A 19,272-nucleotide genomic window follows, 5' to 3' on the forward strand; every position below is an offset into this window, starting at 1 on the left:
CGCCCGCCGGCGGCCCTGTCATCTGTACGGCGGCGGTCCGGTCGGCGACCATCGAAGACGTGATCGCGGCACCGTCGCCCGTCCCCGAAAGGGCCGAACCATGTCCATGATCGGTCAATGGCAGCTGCGGGCCGCGTTCGCGGTGCGGCTGTCGGAGATGTACGGCCGGGAGGTGCCCGCCTACACGACGCTGGTGGACGTCTCCCGCGAGGTCAACGAGGACGTCCTGCGCGCCCGCGGCGCCGACGCCGAACGCCTCGGCTCCATCGGCAGGGTCACCGCCGAGCGGCACGGCGCCATCCGCGTCGGCACACCGCGCGAACTGCACCAGGTCGCCCGCGTCTTCGGCGCCCTCGGCATGCACCCGGTCGGCTTCTACGACCTGCGGGAGGCCGCGGCCAGCGCCGTCCCGGTCGTCTCCACCGCCTTCCGGCCGGTCGACGGCGAGGAACTCGCCCGCAACCCCTTCCGGGTGTTCACCTCCCTGCTCACCCCGGCCGACCCCCGCTTCTTCGACGACGGCCTGCGCGCCCGCCTGGAGACCTTCCTCGCCGCCCGCGAGCTCTTTCCCCCGGAGCTGCTCGCGCTGGCCGACCGCGCCGCGGCCGACCGCGGACTCCCCGCGGACGACGCCGAACGCTTCCTCCACCTGGCCGTGCAGGCCTTCGAGCTGTCGGCCGAGCCGGTGGACCGGGCCTGGTACCGGACCCTGGAGCGGGTCTCCGCCGTCGCCGCGGACATCGGCGGCGTCCGCAGCACCCACATCAACCACCTCACGCCGCGCGTCCTGGACATCGACGAGCTGTACCGCCGGATGACCGACCGCGGCATCGAGATGATCGACACCATTCAGGGCCCACCGGCCTGGAAGGGCCCCGACGTCCTGCTGCGCCAGACCTCCTTCCGCGCCCTGGCCGAGCCCCGCGCGATGCGCACCGAGGACGGCGGCGTCGTCAGCGGCGCCCTGCGGGTGCGCTTCGGCGAGGTCGAGGCCCGCGGCATCGCCCTCACCCGGGCGGGGCGTGCCCTGTACGACGAACTGCTCGGCCGCGTCGACGAGCAGGCGGCCCGGCACCCCGCGACGGCCCGCGACGACATCGCGCGCACCGTCTGGGAGCGGTACCTGCCCGGCAGCGAGGAGGAACTGGCGGCCCAGGGACTGGCGTACTTCACCTACCGGCTCGCCGACGACCGGCCGCGCGACGGCCGCACACCGCCCACCGGTGTCGCCGAACTGGTGCGCCAGGGCTGGGTACGCGCCGAACCCGTCGTCTACGAGGACTTCCTGCCCCGCTCCGCCGCCGGCATCTTCCAGTCCAACCTCAGCGGCGAGGGCACCCGCGACAACGACCGGCAGGGCACCGCCTACGACGCCGACTGGCTCTCCGGCGCCGTCGGCCGCGAGGTCCTCGACCCCTTCGCCCTCTACGAACAGCAGCAGAACCGCTCCCTCGCCCAGGCCGCCCGGGCCCTCGGCCTCACCGACCCCGTCCGCTGACCCCTCACCCCCCGGAGGACCAGGATGACCAGCACCGTGCTGCCCACCACGGACGAACTGCGGGCCCACGCCCGGGCCTGCCTGCGGAACATCGGTGCGGAGGTGGCCGAGGGCGACGACTTCCCGGCCCGCACCCCCATCACCGGCGAGCACCTCTTCGGGCTGCGGGCGGCCACCGGAACCGACGTCGAGGAAGCCCTCACGGCCGCCCGGACCGCCTTCCTCACCTGGCGCACCACCCCGGCCCCGCGCCGCGGTGACCTGGTCCGCCGCCTCGGGGAGCTGCTGCGCGAGCACAAGAGCGACCTGGCCGACCTCGTCACCGTCGAGGCGGGCAAGATCCGCTCCGAGGCGCTCGGCGAGGTCCAGGAGATGATCGACATCTGCGACTTCGCGGTCGGCCTGTCCCGCCAGCTGTACGGCCGTACGATCGCCTCCGAACGCCCCGGCCACCGCCTGGCCGAGACCTGGCACCCGCTCGGCGTGGTCGGTGTCATCTCCGCCTTCAACTTCCCCGTCGCCGTCTGGTCCTGGAACACCGCCGTCGCCCTGGTCTGCGGCGACACCGTGGTCTGGAAGCCCTCGGAACTCACCCCGCTGACCGCCCTGGCCTGCCACCACCTGCTCGCCCGGGCCGCCGAGGAGACCGGCGCCCCGCGCGACGTACACCGCCTGCTGCTCGGCGACCGCGCGGTCGGCGGGCGGCTCGTCGACGATCCCCGGGTGGCCCTGGTCAGCGCCACCGGCTCCACCCGCATGGGCCGCGAGGTCGGTCCGCGCGTCGCCGCCCGGTTCGGCCGCAGCCTGCTGGAGCTCGGCGGCAACAACGCCGCGATCGTCACCCCCTCCGCCGACCTCGGCCTCGCCGTCCAGAGCATCGTCTTCGCCGCGGCGGGCACGGCCGGCCAGCGCTGCACCACACTGCGCCGGCTCATCGTCCACCGGGACATCGCCGACGCCCTCGTCGAGCGCCTGACCGCCGTCTACGGAAAGCTCCCCGTCGGCGATCCGTTCGACGCCACGACACTGGTCGGCCCGCTCGTCACCACCGGCGCACTGGACCGCATGCACGACGCACTCGGCCGCGTCCGGGCCGAGGGCGGCAAGCTCCTGGCCGGCGGGAACCGCCGCCTGGCCGAGGCGGCACCCGCGGCGGCCTACACCGAGCCCGCCCTGGTACGCGTCGACGAACAGACCGACGTCGTACGGGAGGAGACCTTCGCACCGATCCTGTACGTCCTCGGCTACGACACCCTCGACGAGGCGATCGCACTCCACAACGACGTCCCGCAGGGCCTGTCCTCCAGCATCTTCACCCGCGACCAGCGGGAGGCCGAGGTCTTCCTGTCCGCCGCCGGCTCCGACTGCGGCATCGCCAACGTCAACATCGGCACCTCCGGAGCCGAGATCGGCGGCGCCTTCGGCGGTGAGAAGGACACCGGCGGCGGCCGCGAGTCCGGCTCCGACGCCTGGAAGGCGTACATGCGCTCCGCCACCAACACGGTCAACTACTCCGGCGAACTCACCCTGGCCCAGGGCGTCAGCTTTCTCTGACCACGGGTCAGGCATCCTCCCGGAAACGGGCGGCCAGTTCGCTTGCACGAGCGCCTGTTCGAACTCCTTGCGGGAGGTGTCGATGTCACCCCGGGCCGCGGTCAGCCGGGCCCGGGCCAGACCGAGCCGGGCCAGCGCCGAGCGCGTGGCGGCACATCTGGCGGTGCGCGGGACAGTACGCCGACATCAGCGTCTTCGACGTCGCCGACAACGAGGCCCTCCACCGGCTTCTCCGGAACCTGCCGCTCTTCCCCTACCTGACCATCGAGGTCACCGCCCTGGCCCAGCACCCCTCGGACCTGGCGGCCGGCTGAGGGCGTGTGTCACGGCAGTGGATCGCCGAACTCCCCGGCGTTCGCGTCGTCCTGGCTGCTCACCGGCGTCTCGGCCGCTCCCTCGGGCAGCAGGAAGGCGGTGAGGGCGGCCGTGTCGTCCTGCAGCTGGTCGTGGCTGTAGGCCAGCAGGTCCTGATGGAGCCGTTCCAGCAGGTCCGGGGGCGGCATGGGGCCCCACGAACGCAGCCGATGGAGCAGGGGGTAGAAGGAGCCGGCCGGGTCACGGGTCTCCGTGACGCCGTCCGTGTACAGCAGCAGCTGGTCACCGGGGCCGAAGGGGTAGGCCTCGACGCGGTAGGGATCCCCGACGAGCATGCCGAGGTTCAGCGGCGGTCCCGGCTGCCCCCGGTCCAGTTCGCGCACCTCGCCGGGGCGGATGAGCAGCGGCGGCGGGTGGCCGCAGTTGACCATGCGGACGACCCTCTCGTCCCCGGGGACCTCGGCGAAGACGGCCGTGACGAACCGCTCGCCGAGCTCGGTCCCGCCCAGCCGGTCGGCCCGCCGCGTCATGCTGATGTCCACCCGCTCCACCAGGGCCCGCAGGTCCGGTTCGTCGTGCGCGGCCTCGCGGAACGCGCCCAGCATCGCCGCCGCGGTCTCCACCGCGAGCAGCCCCTTGCCGCGCACGTCACCGATGAGCAGCCGTACCCCGTAGGCGGTGGGCACGGCCTCGAAGAGGTCGCCGCCGATGCGTGCCTCCGCGGCGGCGGACAGGTAGAAGCTCTCCAGGAGCAGGTTGCCGATCCGGTGCGGGACCGGTCTGAGCAGGACGCGTTGCGCGATCTCGGCCACGAACCGGACGTCGGCCAGGGTGCGTTCCCTGCGGGTCCGGTGTGCCGCCAGGATCGTCCCCAGAGCGCCCACCAGGGCCGTACACGCATAGGCTGCCACGTAGTGGCGGTCCCAGAGGTAGCCGACCGAGCGCCCCGCACAGCACGGGGTTCCGGCCAGTAAAAGTTCGAGGCCGATGGCGAAGACGGTGGCGCAGGCGACGACGACCGGCGGATGCGCGAAGGCGGTCACCAGGGGCAGCGCGATCAGTGCGAAGCTCACCGGCCACTCCACGGGAGTGATCGGTTCGAGCAGCAGCACGCCGGCGACGTACAGGACGGGAAGCCAGCGCATCCACGCGGGAGGAGCCGGGGGTGCGGGCAGTGATGGGTTGTGACCGGCGTGCCTCACCCGGGACTCCTGGCATACGGATCTCGACAAGACACCCAGCCTCCCGGGCCGTTGTCCGGAACACCGGTGATTGCTCCACTCAGCGGCATGTTCCGGCGCCCGCAGCAGCATTCGCGCCAGGCGTCGAAACATTCGGGATTTTCCTGCCGATGCAGTGGATCTTCTTCCGGTCCCCCTTCGGTCGATTCGACCCTTGGTTCACCCATTGAGTGTTCGAGCTGGGGAGATGGTCGATTCACCGCTTCGAAGGTTTCGAAATAATCACCGAAACTGTTGACAGGTGACATGGGCAGACCAAAACTCCCCACCAGGCCACACCCGCACAAGCCACACAAGGAGGCATCCCATGAACCCGCTCGACCACGCCCTGAGCCGAAGGAGCGCCGGCGCCTTGCTGCTGGGCGCAGCCGCCGGACTGGCCCTGCCCGGCACCGCCCGGGCCGCCACGGTCGTCACCACGAACCAGACCGGCACCAACAACGGCTACTACTACTCGTTCTGGACCGACGCGCAGGGCACGGTCTCCATGACCCTCGGCTCCGGCGGCAACTACAGCACCAGCTGGAGCAACACCGGCAACTTCGTCTGCGGCAAGGGCTGGAGCACCGGCGCCCGCCGGAACGTCGCCTACTCGGGCGGCTTCAGCCCCTCCGGCAACGGCTACCTGTCCCTCTACGGCTGGACCTCGAACCCGCTCGTCGAGTACTACATCGTCGACAACTGGGGCACCTACCGGCCCACCGGCACGTACAAGGGCAGCGTCACCAGCGACGGCGGCACCTACGACATCTACCTCACGACGCGGTACAACGCCCCGTCCGTCGAAGGCACCAAGACCTTCAACCAGTACTGGAGCGTCCGCCAGGCCAAGCGGACCGGCGGCACCATCACCACCGGCAACCACTTCGACGCCTGGGCCAGGGCCGGCATGTCCCTCGGCAGCTTCAGCTACTACCAGATCCTCGCGACCGAGGGCTACCAGAGCAGCGGCAGCTCGAACATCACGGTGGCGTGATGAGTGCCGTTGCGGAGCGCTCCTTACGTCCCCTGGTCGCGACCGCCGCCGCCGTCGCGCTGGCCGCCGCGGGCACCCTCGCCGTCGGTACCGTCCCCGCCGACGCCGCCACCTGCAGCGGCTACGTCGGCCTCACCTTCGACGACGGGCCGTCCACCGCCCACACCCCGGGCCTGCTCGGCGCCCTCGGGGCGAACGGACTGCGGGCCACCATGTTCAACGAGGGCCAGTACGCGGCCGCCTACCCGGCCCAGGTCAGGGCCCAGGTCGGCGCGGGCATGTGGGTCGGGAACCACAGCTACACCCACCCGCACCTGACCCAGGAGACCCAGGCGCAGATCGACTCGGAGATCTCCCGCACCCAGTCGGCGATCGCCGCTGCCGGCGGCGGGACACCGGTCCTGTTCCGGCCGCCGTACGGCGAGACCAACGCGACCGTGCGGGCGGTCGAGGCCAAGTACGGGCTCACCGAGATCATCTGGGACGTCGACTCGCAGGACTGGAACGGCGCGAGCACCGACGCGATCGTGCAGGCCGTCTCCCGGCTCACCAGCGGCCAGATCATCCTCATGCACGAGTGGCCGGCCAACACCCTGGCCGCGATCCCGCGCATCGCACAGACCCTCGCGGCCAAGGGGCTGTGCTCCGGGCGGATCTCCCCGCAGACCGGCCGCGCGGTCGCGCCCTGAGAGCCCACGGCACGAGTGGCCATGAACGGCCACGAGCGGCGCGGCGGTGTCCGTCAACCGCCGCGCCCTTCTCATGACTTCGGATGAACGGGAATCATCCGTCCGGTCCGCGTCGGTAGGTTCGTCGCCGTGGACTACTACGACCTGGGCAGTCACAGCCGGCGCGTGACGACGTCGTCCCCCGAGGCGCAGACCTGGTTCGACCGGGGGCTGAACTGGGCCTACGCCTTCAACCACGAGGAGGCCGTCCGCTGTTTCGAGGCGGCCGGCGCGGCGGACCCGGACTGCGCCATGGCCGACTGGGGCGTGGCCTACGCCCTCGGCCCCAACTACAACAAACCCTGGGAGTTCTTCGACCAGGAGGACCTGGCGCACACGGTGGAGCGGACGCACGCCGCCGTGGAACGCGCCCACGCCAAGGCCGCGCACGCGACTCCCGTCGAACGCGCCCTGATCGAGGCGCTGCGCGCCCGCTACCCGCAGGCCGCGGCCCCCGACGCGGCAGCCTGCTCGGTGTGGAACACCGCCTACGCCGACAGCATGCGAACCGCGTACGAACTGGCCCCCGACGACCTCGACGTCGCGACCCTCCACGCGGACGCCCTGATGAACCTCACCCCCTGGCAGCTCTGGGACATCCGCAGCGGCCGGCCGGCCGCCGGGGCCCGCACCGAGGAGGCGAAGGCCGTGCTGGAGCGGGCCCTCGGGACCGAGGCCGGCACCGGGCACCCCGGGCTGCTGCACATGTACATCCACCTCATGGAGATGTCGCCCACGCCCGAGAGCGCCCTGCCGGTCGCCGACCTGCTGCGCGACCTCGTGCCCGACGCCGGGCACCTCCAGCACATGCCCTCGCACCTGGAAGTGCTCTGCGGCGACTACCGGCGCGTCGTCTCCGACAACGCCGCGGCCCTCGCCGCCGACGAGAAGTACCACGCCCGCGCCGGCGCGATGAACTTCTACACCCTCTACCGCTGCCACAACCTGCACTTCGGGATCTACGGCGCGATGTTCCTGGGCCGCCTCCAGGACGCCCTCGCCACGGCCGAACGGCTCGAAGCCGCCGTACCGGAAGAACTGCTGCGCGTGCAGAGCCCGCCGATGGCCGACTGGCTGGAGGGCTTCCTGGCCATGCGGGTGCACGTCCTGGTCCGCTTCGGCCGCTGGGACGACATCCTGCGCCTGCCACTGCCCGCCGACCCCCTGCTGTACTGCGTGACCACCGCGATGCTGCACTACGCGCGCGGTGTCGCCCACGCGGCCACAGGCCGGATCCCGGAGGCCGAGACCGACCGGGCCCGCTTCCGGGACGCGGTCGCCGCGGTCCCGGAGACCCGCATGCTGTTCAACAACACCTGCACGGACATCCTGGAGATCGCCTCCGCCATGCTCGACGGCGAACTCGCCTACCGCAAAGGCGACTTCGACACGGCCTTCACCGCCCTGCGCCGCTCCGTCGACCTGGACGACAACCTCCCGTACGACGAACCCTGGGGCTGGATGCAGCCCACCCGGCACGCCTACGGCGCCCTGCTCCTCGAACGCGGCCGGATCGCCGAGGCCGAGGCGGTCTACCGCGCCGACCTCGGCCTGGACGACACCCTGCCCCGGCCGTTGCAGCACCCGGGCAACGTCTGGGCCCTGCACGGCTTCCACGAGTGCCTCCGGCGGCTTGGCAAGGAGGGCGAGGCGCGGATCGTGGGGCAGCAGCTGAAGCTTGCCGCGGCTACCGCGGACGTGCCGATCAGGGCGTCGTGCTTCTGTCGTGCGGAGTGCTGCGCTTCGTAGTAGGCGCCGCGATGGGCCGTCGGTCGACCGCGGCGCCGTCGTGGCTGGTCGCGCAGTTCCCCGCGCCACTTACGGGGCGCTGATCTTCGGGGCGTTGTCAGAGTGCCCGGGCCACCAGCAGTGCCACGTCGTCGTGGTCGTCGGGGTGGCGCAGGCCGTGGAGGAGGAGGTCGCAGGTCTCCTCCAGGGGGCGGTGGGGCTCGTCGAGGAAGCCCAGGAGGACGTCGAGGCGGTCGTCGATGGGGTGGCGGCGGGTCTCGACCAGGCCGTCGGTGTAGAGCACCAGCAGGTCACCCGGGTCCAGGCCGACGGTCGTGGTCTCGAAGGGAATGCCGCCGACGCCGAGCGGGGCGGCCGTCGGCAGCTCCAGCAGGGCCGGCGGCCGGCCGGAGTGCACCAGCGCGGGCGGCATGTGGCCCGCGTTGGCGATCTCGCAGCTCCTGGTGTGCGGGTCGTAGACCGCGTACAGGCAGGTGACGATGTAGTGCTCCAGATCGCAGGTGATCCGGTCCAGGTGCCGCAGCACCGCGGCCGGGGGCAGCTCCAGGTCCGCGTAGGCGCAGGTGGCGGTACGCAGCCGGCCCATGGTGGCGGCCGCGTCGATGCCGTTGCCCATCACGTCGCCGACCACCAGCGCGGTCCTGTCCTGCGACAGCGGGATCACGTCGTACCAGTCGCCGCCCACCTCGCTGGTCGCCTGGGCCGGTTCGTAGCGGGACGCCAGTTCGAGACCGGTGTGCTCGGGCGGATGGTCGGGCAGCAGGCTGCGCTGGAGGGTGAGGGCGGTGTTGCGGACGCTCTGGAACCAGCGGGCGTTGTCGATGGCCACGGCCGCCCGGCCCGCCAGCTCGGTGGCGAGGACGACGTCGTCCTCGTCGAAGGGAAGCGGATTGCGGGTCCGTTTGAGGTCGAGGGCGCCCAGCACCTCGCCGTGCGCGATCAGCGGCACCACGAGATACGAGTGGACGCCCGCCTGCTCCAGCAGGGCGCCGGCCTCCGGGCTGCGCGCGATGCGCGGCAGATCGTGCTTGCCCACCCGCGGCACCAGCACCGGGCGGGCGGTGTGCACGCACAGCGTGACCAGCCGGTCGCCGTCATAGGCGGCGAGGTCGCCGGGCGGGTCGGCCGCCCGCAGGGCGACCGTGGGGTGGTCCGCCTTGAGGGCGAGGGCGCGGAACAGCTCCGGGCCGTTGTCCGGACGCCGCGAGCGGCGCAGGGCCAGCGCCGCGTCCAGCACGTCCACCGCGACCACGTCCGCGAGCACCGGGGTGGCGATCTCGGCCAGCTCGTGCGCCGTGCGCTCCACCTCCAGCGAGGTGCCCACCCGCGCCGAGGCGTCGGCGATCAGGGCGAGGCGGCGCCGGGCCCGGTCGGCCTCGGCGGCCGCGCGGTGCCGTTCCGTCACGTCGACGACCGAGATCGCGGCGCCCAGGACCCGGCCGCCGGGATCCTCCAGCCGGTAGAACGACAGCGACCAGGCATGCTCGTTCTCCGAATCGGCCGGCGGACGGCCCACGTGGTACTGGTCGAGCAGCGGCGTGCCCGTCGTGAGCACCTGGCGCAGCGCCGACTCCACGGTGTCGATGTCCGGCAGCGGCAGCGTCTCCCGCAGATGACGCCCGATGTGCTCCTCGGCGGGCACGCCGTCGATCCGCTCCAGCGCCGGGTTCACCAGGAGATAACGCAGGTCCGGGTCGAGCAGGGCCAGGCCGATCGGGGACTGGCTGATCAGCCGCTCGCACAGCGCCAGGTCGGTCTCCACCCGCTGCAGCAGGGTGTGGTCGGCGACGATGCCCAGGGCATAGACATCCCCGAGATCGTCCAGCAGCCGCATGGTGCGGAACTCCATCAGCCGGCTGCTGCCGTCCTTGTGCCGGACCGGGAAGGCACCGGCCCAGCTGCGCCCGGTCTCCAGCACCTCCGTGAAGACCTTCACCGCGGCCTTCAGATGCTCCGGGTGAACGAGCAGTCGCGCCGCGTTCTTGCGGAGGGCCTCCTCGGACGTGTAGCCGAAGAGCTCCTCGGCCTGAGGGGTCCAGAACACGATCCGGCCCTGCGAGTCCAGCGCCACCGCGGCCACGCTCAGCACGTCCAGCAGACTGGTCGTACGCGGTCTGCCGGGACTGTCGGCGTCACCGGACCGCAGGGATTCCATCGCCATCCCTCAACCACCTCCACCGGCCGCCGGACCGATGCCGATGTCACGGCCCTTCCATGCTGCCCCCGCCCGCGCCCCGCCCCAACTCCAGACCGGGTACCCCGGACCGCGCAGGACCCCACCCGGCGCGTCCACCCGCCCGTCCCGGTACCGCGCGGGCCATGCGCAACGGGTGGACAAGCAGGAACATGGGGGTACGTACAGGATGTAGCCAATGGATTCTCCGCAAGAAGACCGAGAAGACTTCGACGTGCCGACCGCCGTGGGGCCGCACGACCTCCTGGACGCCTCCAGCGACGCTGCGGCGGTGCTGTCGGCCGAGGGCGACGTGATCGGCTGGACCCGTGGCGCCGAGACCCTGCTCGGCCGTCCGGCCGCCGCGGTGCTGGGCCGCCCCGCGGCGCGGCTGCTCGCCATGCGCGTCGACCCGGCCCGTGCCGCCGGTGTCGCCGAGCGCTGCCGCTCCGGCATGGGATGGAGCGGGCTCGTCCCGGTACGGCACCACGACGGCCGCAGTGTCGTCGTCGACCTGCGGGTCTCCGCGGCCTTCCGGATCGCCGGCGAGGAGTGCTTCCTGCTCTCGGCGCGAGAGCAGCGCCCGCAGTGGACGGTGGGCCAGTCCGTCCTCGACGGGTTCCTCACCCGCTCACCGATCGGCATGGCCGTGATGGACCTGGAGCTGCGGTACGTCTGGCTGAACGACACCCTGGAGCAGTTCGGCGGCGTCCCGCGCGAGCAGCGCCTGGGCCGCCGGCTGACAGAACTGCTGCCCGGGCTGCAGGGGACCACCATCGAAGGCCTGATGCGCAAGGTGCTGTCGACCCGGGAGCCGGTCACCGACTACGAGTACCTCGGCTGGAGCTGGTCCGACCCGCACCGCCAGCGTGCCTATTCGACGTCGTTCTTCCCTCTCGTCGACCCCGAGGACTCCGTCACCGGCGTCTGCTACATGGTCTCGGACGTCACCGAACGCTGGAACGCCCGCCAGTTGCTGTCACTGGTCAACGAGGCCGGCACCCGCATCGGCACCACCCTCGACGTGCTGCGCACCGCCCAGGAGCTGGCCGACTTCGCCGTTCCCCGCTTCGCCGACTTCGTCATCGTCGACCTCCTGGAGCCCGTCCTCGCCGAGGGGCACGGCGCCTGGCCGACCGACGCGGGTCCGGCGCCCGCCCGGCCGGCGATGCGGCGCGCCGCGCTGCGGACCGTCCGCGAGGGCAGCCCCGAGGCCGTGGCGCGGATCGGCGACCAGGTCGACTTCCTGCCCCCGCCGCACGGCGTCGACCTGCTCATCAACGGCGAGCCGGTCCTCATCCCCGAACTCGACGCCGAGGACCGCCTGTGGGTCACCCACCAGCCCGCGCGGACGGCCCGTATCCGGGAGTTCGGACTGCACACCCTCATCTCGGTGCCGATGCGGGCGCGCAACACCGTCCTGGGCCTCACCACGTTCGCCCGCTCGCTCAACCCGGTCTCCTTCGGACCCGACGACGTCCTGCTCGCCCGGGAACTGGTCGCCCGTGCCGCGCTCTGCGTCGACAACGCCCGCCGCTACACCAGGGAGCACACGGCGGCCGTCACCCTCCAACGCAGCCTGCTGCCCCAGGTTCTGGCCGGCGGCACGGCCCTGGACGTGGCCTCCTCCTACCTGCCGGCGGACGCGACGGACGGCGTCGGCGGCGACTGGTTCGACGTGATCCCGCTGTCCGGTGCCCGGGTCGCCCTGGTCGTCGGCGACGTGGTCGGCCACGGCCTCACCGCGGCGGCGAGCATGGGCCGGCTGCGCACCGCCGTGCAGACCCTCGCCGACATGGACATGCCCCCCGACGAGCTCCTCGCCCACCTCGACGACCTCGTGCTGCGGCTGGGCGACGAGGAGAACGCGGGCGCGGTCGCGGAGGGCAGCACGGACACGTTCGTCGGGGCGACCTGCCTGTACGCCGTCTACGACCCGGTGACCCGGCGGTGCGCGATGGCCCGGGCCGGACACCCGCCGCCGGTCGTCGTCTCGCCCGACGGGCACGTGCACTTTCCCGAGATCCCCGCCGGACCGCCGCTCGGACTCGGCGGCATGGCCTTCGAGGCCACCGAGATCGAACTCGCCGAGGGCAGTCTGTTCGGCCTCTACACCGACGGCCTCATCGAAGGCGCCGACCAGGACGTCGAGCTGGGCATGGCCCGCCTCCGGGGCGCGCTGGCCAGCCCCGGTGCCGACCTCGACACGCTGTGCACGTCGGCCGTGCACCAGCTGCTCCCCGTTCCCCAGCCCGACGACATCGCCCTGCTGCTGGCCCGCACCCACGCCCTGGGCGCCGGCCACGTCGTCTCCTGGGAGGTGCCCGTCGACCCGTCCGCCGTCGCCGACGTCCGGGCCGAGGCGGTACGCCAGGTGACCGCGTGGGGCTACGACGAGCTGGCGACGACCACCGAACTCATCGTCAGCGAACTGGTCACCAACGCCATCCGCTATGCCGAACCCCCCATCCGGCTACGGCTGTTGCGCGACTCCCGGCTGACCTGCGAGGTCGCCGACGGCAGCAGCACCGCACCCCGGCTGCGGCATGCCCGCAGCACCGACGAGGGCGGCCGCGGTCTCTTCCTCGTCGCCCAGCTCGCCCATCGCTGGGGCGCCCGCTACACCGGAGAAGGCAAGATCATCTGGGCCGAGCAGGAGATCCCCGGGGTGTGACCGGGGCGGTACGGACCGTCGTCGTACCCTGTCGAATTCGCACGTATGGCCGTACACTGTCAATTCATAGGGATTCGGCAGCAATTGGGGGAGCCGCCATGTCCGGGGACGTGTACGGTCCGCGCCAGGAACCGCCCGACCAGGGACCGCCGAGCCACGGCCTTCCGAACCAGGGCTTCCCGAATCAGGGCTTTCCGAACCAAGGCTTTCCGAACCAGGGTTTCGCGGGCCCGGGTTCCTTCGTGCCGCCCATGCCGTCGGGTCCGCCGCCCGCACCGCCGGACGCCCTGCGCGCCACCGCCGTGGCCCTGCTCAACCTGAGCGGCCTAGGCCTCGGCTACCTGCTCCTGCGAAGATGGATCCCGACGGCCGCGTGTCTGGCGGCCACCGTCGTCCTGCTGCTCGTGGCCCTGCCCGCGGACGCCGACGGCGTGTCCGGAACCGCGCTCGCCCTGTACGCCGTGTTCCTCCTGCTGGCCGCCGTCCACGGCTGGTTCGCCGGCCTGCGCACCCGCCTGGTGTGGCCGGGACAGCGGCCCGTCGCGCTCGTGCTGGGCATCGCCCTGCTCGCGGTCCCTGTCGGCGGTGCGCTCTGGTACGACAGCGCACAGAACGAAGCCGTCGAACGCGCCCTCCTCACCCGTCTCGACCGCGCCGACCAACAGGTCAGCGCGGCCGGCCGGCAGGACTTCGCCACCGCCAAGTCCGGCTACCGGGACGCCCTGGCCGTCTACCGCGACCTCGCCGTCCACCACTCCGGCTCCCGCGCCGCCGCCCAGGTCCCCGACCGCCTGAAGACCTACTACACGACGGTCGCGGCGGCCTACAGCCACCGCGACTACTGCTCGGCCGTCGAACCGCTCCAGTTCCTGCGGACGGTGCCCGACTCCATGCCGAAGGACCAGCTCGGCACGCTCGCCCACTGGCCCGACGACCGGCTGGCCACCTCGCTGTACGAGTGCGGTGCGGACGGCCTCGCCAAAGGCGGGACCGACTGGGTCACCCAGTTCGGCGACCTGCTGAGCACCTTCCCCGACTCCGGCCAGGCCGCCAAGGTGGCACCCGCCGTGGACGCGGCCGAGAAGAAGGTCGCCAAGGCCGTCTCCGGCAAGTCCCCCTGCACCGCCGTCACGCGGCTGCACACGCTGAACACCCAGATCATCCAGCTGTCGAACGGGACGTCCGCACAGGCCGACAAGCTGACCGCGGTCGCCGGCCGCGCCGACCGCAGCGGTGACTCGGGGGAGTACGAGTGCGGCGTCAAGCAGTACCAGGACGGTGACTTCGAGCAGGCGCAGCAGACCATGCAGCAGTTCATCACGGACAACCCGCACCACAAGAACCTCGCCCGGGCCCGGAAGATATCCATCGGCGCCGAGGTCGCCCAGACCCTCCCGGCCGCCGGCAAGAAGCTGCCCACCACCGCCTCCGGCGGCGGCATCCCCGTGACCGTCAAGAACGACAGTCCCGACGACATCACCGTCCTGTACACGGGCCCGGTCACCGGCAGCTTCACCCTGAAGGCGTGCGGCAGTTGCAAGGCGTACTCGTTCGCCAGCTCGCTCATCAGCGGCTGGGAGCCGTGCAGCGACAGCGGCAAGAACTACCCGCAGCGCACGATCAGCCTGCCGCCCGGCACCACGTACTTCGTGCACAAGCCGAAGAACGACAGCACCGCCACCCCGGGCTCCGACACCGCCAAACTGCGCTACGGCTACATCTACACGGAGTGCGCCTACACGACGCAGTCGCTGGGGTCCGGTTACTGAGCAGGGTGAGAGGCTGTCGGACCGGCCAACTAAGCTCCCGCGCATGAACGACGAGGGCAGGGACGACCCCGCGAGACGGGTCGTCGACGGGCGGTTCGAGCTGGCGGCACGGCTCGGTGGCGGCGGCATGGGCATGGTGTGGCGGGCCACCGACCTGGTGCTGCGGCGCAGCGTGGCCGTGAAGGAGGTCAGACCGTCCGACCCCGGGCTCGCCGAGTGGGACCCGGAGGCCGCGCGGCTGCTGCGGGAACGGGTGCTGCGGGAGGCCCGCGCCCTGGCCCGGCTCGACCACCCGAACGTGGTGACGATCCATCACATCGTCGACGGCGGCCCGGGGACCTACCCGTGGATCGTCATGGAACTCGTGACCGGCGGCTCGCTGGCCGACCGCCTCGCCGCCGGCCCGATGAACCCGGTCGAGGCCGCGCGCATCGGCCGCGAGGTGCTGGCCGCGCTCCGCGCCGCCCACGAGGCGGGCATCGAACACCGCGACGTGAAGCCGGCCAACGTCCTGCTGCGCCCCGACGGCCGGCCCGTGCTCACCGACTTCGGCATCGCCGCCGTCCGCGAGGCCACCGCCCTCACCGCCACCGGGTCGGTCATCGGCACACCCGACTACATGGCACCGGAGCGCGTCTCCGGCAAGGACGGCGGGCCGGCCGCGGACCTGTGGTCCCTCGCGATGATGCTGTACGTCGCCGTCGAAGGCCACCATCCGCTGCGCCGGGGCACGACCCTCGCCACGCTCGCCGCGGTCCTCGGCGAGGACGTCCCGCCACCGGTCCGGGCCGGGGTCCTGACGGACGTCCTCACCCGCGTCCTCGTCCGCGACCCGGCGGCCCGCCCCGGCGCCGCCGAACTGGAGCGGATGCTGGCCCGGGCCGCGCGGCAGACCGACTCCCCGACGTCCTTCCCCCTGCAACCCCCGTCCGCGCCACCGCAGGACGTCCCACCGCAGGGCGCCTCACCACAGGACGTCCTGCCCCGGGACACCTCGCCGCAGGACGCGCCGCCCCAGGGCGCCGTACCGCAGGACACCGCGCCCACGTCCCCCCGGCCCGCCCCGCGCCGCCGGCTGCTCCTCCTGCTGCCCACGGCCGCGGTGGCCGTCGCCGGCGCGCTCGTGTGGACGCACCTGCCGGACACCGGCAGCCACACGTCCGGGGCCACGGACTCCGGCACCGCGCCCGCGACGACATCGCCCTCGGCCGGGAGCACCGCCTCGCCCACCGCCGCGCGGACGGCCGCCACCACCGACCTGCTCACCCCGCAGGGCATCCGCACCGCCGCCGCGGCCTTCCAGAAGCAGACCGGCCGGGACCGGTTCGGCAAGTTCGCGGTGTACCCCGACTACGTCATCGCCTGGGTGATGGTGAAGGGCAGCGACACCGCGTACGACATGTACACCTACCGCCCCGGCCAGGGCGTGCAGAAGGACATCATCGAGGGCGACCTGTCCGGCGACGGGACGCCCGTCCGCCTCGACGGCTTCGACTGGGACAAGGTCCCCTCGCTGCTGGCCCAGGCCCGCAAGCAGCTCAAGGTGCCCCACCCGACCAGCCGCTACCTGCTGGTGGACCTGCCGGGCAACGCCTTCGGCGACCCCGCCGGGATGTCCGTCTACCTCAGCAACGAACACAGCCAGGGCGGGTACCTCCAGACGGACACGAAGGGCAAGGTCGTCAGGGTGATGCCGTACGACGGCTGAGCGGGCTCACCTGCCCGGAGCGGTCGTCGAACCCGACGGGGACCACTGGAGACGGGCGCGAGATGGGCGACGCCCTCGCGGGACACATGGGGCCATCAGGCACATGGGGCCATCAGGAAATGGTCCGGACCGGCGTGCCGGCCTGCCACGCCGCGATGTCCTCGACCGCGTCCCGGTAGAACACCTCGTACAGATCCCGGCTGACATAGCCGATGTGAGGGGTCACCACGGCGTTCGGCAGGGAACGCAGCGGGTGGTCGGACGGCAGGGGCTCGCGATCGAAGACGTCCAGCGCCGCCGAGGCGATACTCCCCTCGGTCAATGCCCTGATCAGCGCCGCCTCCTCCACCACGGGCCCGCGTGAGGTGTTCACCAGGATCGCCGTCGGCTTCATGAGGCCCAGCTCGCGGGCACCCACCAGGCCCCGGGTGCGCTCGCTGAGCACGACGTGAATGCTCAGCACGTCGGAGCGCTCGAACAACTCGTCTCGTGCAACGTAGGTCACCCCCTTCGCCTGCGCATCCGCAGGCGTCAGGTGCTGACTCCAGGCGATGCACCGCATGCCGAAGGCGCGCCCCACTTCCGTCACCGCGGTCCCCAGCCGGCCGAGGCCCAGCACTCCCAGCGTGGCGCCCCGCAGGCTCGTCCCCAGGCCCTCCTGCCAGCCGCCCCGGCGCACCGAGTCCACCTGCTGCGGGATCAGGCGCGCCGCGGAAAGGATGAGCCCCCAGGTGAGCTCGGCCGTCGGGTACGACAAGTACCCGGTACCGCAGACCGTGATCCCCAGCCGGCGCGCGGCGTCCACGTCGATCGCCGCGTTGACCGGCCCGGTCGTGACCAGCAGCTTCAGGCGCGGCAGCTTGCCCAGGGTCGACGACGGAAAGGGGGTGCGCTCGCGCATGGCCACGACCACCTCGTGGTCGGCGAGCGCGGCGACCACCTCGCCTTCGCTGTCGAAGGCATCCGTGAAGACGTGCACGTCGGCGCCGAGCGAGTCCCAGTCCGCCAGGCTCAGTGCCACGCCCTGATAGTCGTCCAGGATCGCGATCCGCATGGTGCGCATTCCTCTCGTTCTCGGCTCCGGTGCCCAGGCTGGCACCCGGGCCGTGCCCGAGGCATCCCGTGCGGCACGTGGTCTGCGGGGCAGGCCGCGCCGATGCCGGTCATGCCGGTCATGCCGGAGACGGTGATGCCGGATGACACAGCCGAGCTGTCCATGGTCGTGTCGTCCAGTCTATGGTTCGGAACGATCACCTCGAACGATGTGTCAGCCGACGTCCTGCAGCAGCAGATGCCTCCCGCTGAGCGGGCCGTCCAGCTGCATGAGCCGTCCACCGTCCCGCAGACCGCCGAGGTCCAGGGCGGCGAACCCGAACGAGCCCAGCACATCGGCCACGGCTGCCTTCGCACCGGCATCGTCACCCGCGTAGAACGCGACCTGCCGGCCCTCGGGGTGCCGGGGGTCCGCGGCGATGAACGGGGCGAACAGGGTGTTGAGCGCCTTCACCACCCGGGCGCCGGGAAGATGCCGGGCGACCCACTCGCTGCCCGTCAGGTCACCGACGTCGTACCGGCCCCGCCAGGGGCCGGCCGCGGCGAACTGGTTGGTCGTGTCGACGACGATCTTCCCTGCCCAGGCGGTGAGGCCGGTCAGCTCCGGAACGGCGAAGAACGGCACCGCGAGAAACACGAGTTCCGGTTGCGCGGCCTCCTCGGCCGTCCCCGCGCGGGCCGTCGGCCCCAGCCCGCTCACGAGGGCCTGGAGGGAGGCCGGGCCCCGGCTGTTGCCGATGACCACCTCATGACCGTGCCGGACGGCCTGGCCGGCGACGGCCCGGCCCACCTCGCCCGCGCCGAGTACACCGATGATGCCGTGCATGGCCATGATGCTCTTCCTCCGTCGTCACGCGCGGCGGGGGTTGAAGTCCAGGAGGACCTTGCCGCCCTGCCGCAGGTGGGCGAGGGCCTCGGGGAAGTCCGCGGCCCGGTGGACGGGAGCGGGGGGCAGGGTCAGCCTGCCCTCGGCGACCAGGCGCGCGGACTCCGCGCCGAGGGCCGGATGGCGGGGCAGGTACTTGTCCTCGTACATCCAGAACTCGGTCGTGGTGATGTCCTTCGCCCGCAGTACGTTGCGGTCGGGGGCGAAGGGCTCGCCGCTCATGTAGCCGTAGAGCACCAGCAGGGCGCCGTCGCTGAGCACGTCCAGAAGCAGTGCGGTGGCCTTCCCGCTGACGCCGTCGAGTCCCAGGAGGACCGGTTCGCCGCCGACGGCCGCCCGCACGCGGGTGGCCACGTCCGGGTGGTCGACGCATACGAGGTCGGCGCCCAGGTCCTGGAGCTCGGTGACCAGGTTCTCGCGCCGGACGATGTTGATCGTGCGCAGCCCGCGCTCCCGGGCGAACGCGATGACGGACCGGCCGACCCCGCTGTTCGCCGCGTTCTGCACCACCCAGGATCCGGCCGGCAGGTCACGCGACTCCACCAGCAGGCCCGCGGTGGTGGGGTTGACGGTGAGCATCGCGGCCTGTTCGAGGCCGATGGATTTGTCGAGGGCCGTCAGCTTCGCGGCCTCCGTCAGGACCCGCTCGGACCAGGAGAAGGTGCCGAAGGGGAGCAGAACGGTGTCGCCGGGGCGGACCCGCGTCACGTCCGGCCCGACGGCCAGGACCGTGCCCGCTCCCTCGTTGCCGATCACGCTGGGCAGCTCCGGGCGGACCGGATAGACGCCCCGTGCGAGCAGCAGGTCGTGGTGGTCGAGCGGGGCGTACTCGACCTGGACCAGCGCCTGGCCGGAGGCCGGAGCCTGCGGCTCGGGCAGGTCGACGACCTTCAGGCTCTGCTCGGGCTCCCCGAACTGCGTGAGCTGAATCGCGAGCATGTGACTCGT

At 72.2% G+C, this 19,272-nt stretch carries 13 protein-coding genes and 1 pseudogene; 9 read left to right on the forward strand and 5 right to left on the reverse strand.

Features of this window, described 5'->3' with window-relative positions; genetic code table 11:
• Nucleotides 1–106: 106 nt before the first annotated feature.
• From hglS to SSP29_RS60270, 3 genes are all read left to right on the forward strand, one after another.
• The gene (gene hglS / locus SSP29_RS35490) at nucleotides 107–1,498 is read left to right on the forward strand and encodes a 2-oxoadipate dioxygenase/decarboxylase (protein ID WP_089105069.1); all 1,392 of its coding nucleotides are present in this window, start codon (nucleotides 107–109) and stop codon (nucleotides 1,496–1,498) included.
• Nucleotides 1,499–1,522: 24 nt separating this feature from the next.
• On the forward strand, nucleotides 1,523–3,052 hold the full coding sequence (gene amaB / locus SSP29_RS35495; RefSeq protein WP_089104991.1) for an L-piperidine-6-carboxylate dehydrogenase: 1,530 nt from the start codon (nucleotides 1,523–1,525) through the stop codon (nucleotides 3,050–3,052).
• Between the two features lie 155 nt (nucleotides 3,053–3,207).
• Nucleotides 3,208–3,366 carry a muconolactone Delta-isomerase gene (locus SSP29_RS60270; protein ID WP_275539780.1) on the forward strand — a complete coding sequence of 53 codons (159 nt, stop codon included), beginning with the start codon at nucleotides 3,208–3,210 and terminating at the stop codon, nucleotides 3,364–3,366.
• A gap of 9 nt (nucleotides 3,367–3,375) precedes the next feature.
• On the opposite strand, the gene SSP29_RS35505 is transcribed toward SSP29_RS60270, so the two are convergent.
• Nucleotides 3,376–4,512 carry a PP2C family protein-serine/threonine phosphatase gene (locus SSP29_RS35505; RefSeq protein ID WP_089104992.1) on the reverse strand — a complete coding sequence of 379 codons (1,137 nt, stop codon included), beginning with the start codon at nucleotides 4,510–4,512 and terminating at the stop codon, nucleotides 3,376–3,378.
• 403 nt (nucleotides 4,513–4,915) lie between these two features.
• Between SSP29_RS35505 and xynA the strand changes: the two genes are divergently transcribed.
• From xynA to SSP29_RS35520, 3 genes and pseudogenes are all read left to right on the forward strand, one after another.
• Nucleotides 4,916–5,584, forward strand: coding sequence for an endo-1,4-beta-xylanase XynA (gene xynA / locus SSP29_RS35510; protein ID WP_089104993.1), 669 nt, complete (start codon nucleotides 4,916–4,918; stop codon nucleotides 5,582–5,584).
• Nucleotides 5,584–6,270 (forward strand): annotated as a pseudogene (locus SSP29_RS35515) (polysaccharide deacetylase family protein); the annotation flags it as partial. The gene xynA and the pseudogene SSP29_RS35515, both read left to right, overlap by 1 nt.
• 132 nt (nucleotides 6,271–6,402) lie before the next feature.
• On the forward strand, nucleotides 6,403–8,061 hold the full coding sequence (locus tag SSP29_RS35520; protein ID WP_089104995.1) for a tetratricopeptide repeat protein: 1,659 nt from the start codon (nucleotides 6,403–6,405) through the stop codon (nucleotides 8,059–8,061).
• A gap of 97 nt (nucleotides 8,062–8,158) precedes the next feature.
• On the opposite strand, the gene SSP29_RS35525 is transcribed toward SSP29_RS35520, so the two are convergent.
• Complete coding sequence (locus SSP29_RS35525; protein WP_089104996.1) at nucleotides 8,159–10,222, reverse strand: SpoIIE family protein phosphatase; 2,064 nt, start codon at nucleotides 10,220–10,222, stop codon at nucleotides 8,159–8,161.
• A 211-nt stretch (nucleotides 10,223–10,433) separates the two neighbouring features.
• Here SSP29_RS35525 and SSP29_RS35530 point away from each other — a divergent pair, with 211 nt between their 5' ends.
• The 3 genes from SSP29_RS35530 (at nucleotide 10,434) to SSP29_RS35540 (ending at nucleotide 16,385) form a co-directional block, all read left to right on the forward strand.
• The gene (locus SSP29_RS35530; RefSeq protein WP_089104997.1) at nucleotides 10,434–12,908 is read left to right on the forward strand and encodes a SpoIIE family protein phosphatase; all 2,475 of its coding nucleotides are present in this window, start codon (nucleotides 10,434–10,436) and stop codon (nucleotides 12,906–12,908) included.
• A 251-nt stretch (nucleotides 12,909–13,159) separates the two neighbouring features.
• Nucleotides 13,160–14,677 carry a DUF308 domain-containing protein gene (locus SSP29_RS35535; protein ID WP_089105071.1) on the forward strand — a complete coding sequence of 506 codons (1,518 nt, stop codon included), beginning with the start codon at nucleotides 13,160–13,162 and terminating at the stop codon, nucleotides 14,675–14,677.
• Between the two features lie 43 nt (nucleotides 14,678–14,720).
• A complete protein-coding gene (locus SSP29_RS35540) occupies nucleotides 14,721–16,385 on the forward strand; it encodes a serine/threonine-protein kinase (protein ID WP_089104998.1) in 1,665 nt (554 codons plus the stop codon).
• A gap of 112 nt (nucleotides 16,386–16,497) precedes the next feature.
• On the opposite strand, the gene SSP29_RS35545 is transcribed toward SSP29_RS35540, so the two are convergent.
• The 3 genes from SSP29_RS35545 to SSP29_RS35555 all read right to left on the reverse strand — a co-directional run bounded on the left by SSP29_RS35545 (nucleotide 16,498) and on the right by SSP29_RS35555 (nucleotide 19,263).
• Nucleotides 16,498–17,439, reverse strand: a complete 942-nt coding sequence (locus SSP29_RS35545) for a D-2-hydroxyacid dehydrogenase family protein (RefSeq protein WP_089105072.1) — start codon at nucleotides 17,437–17,439, stop codon at nucleotides 16,498–16,500.
• Between the two features lie 213 nt (nucleotides 17,440–17,652).
• Nucleotides 17,653–18,270 (reverse strand): NADPH-dependent F420 reductase, encoded by a 618-nt coding sequence (locus SSP29_RS35550; RefSeq protein WP_150135532.1) that lies wholly within the window; start codon nucleotides 18,268–18,270, stop codon nucleotides 17,653–17,655.
• Between the two features lie 18 nt (nucleotides 18,271–18,288).
• A complete protein-coding gene (locus SSP29_RS35555) occupies nucleotides 18,289–19,263 on the reverse strand; it encodes a zinc-dependent alcohol dehydrogenase family protein (protein WP_089104999.1) in 975 nt (324 codons plus the stop codon).
• Nucleotides 19,264–19,272: the final 9 nt, after the last annotated feature.

The sequence above is a fragment of the Streptomyces hyaluromycini genome (genome assembly GCF_002217755.1).
Classification (GTDB): domain Bacteria; phylum Actinomycetota; class Actinomycetes; order Streptomycetales; family Streptomycetaceae; genus Streptomyces; species Streptomyces hyaluromycini.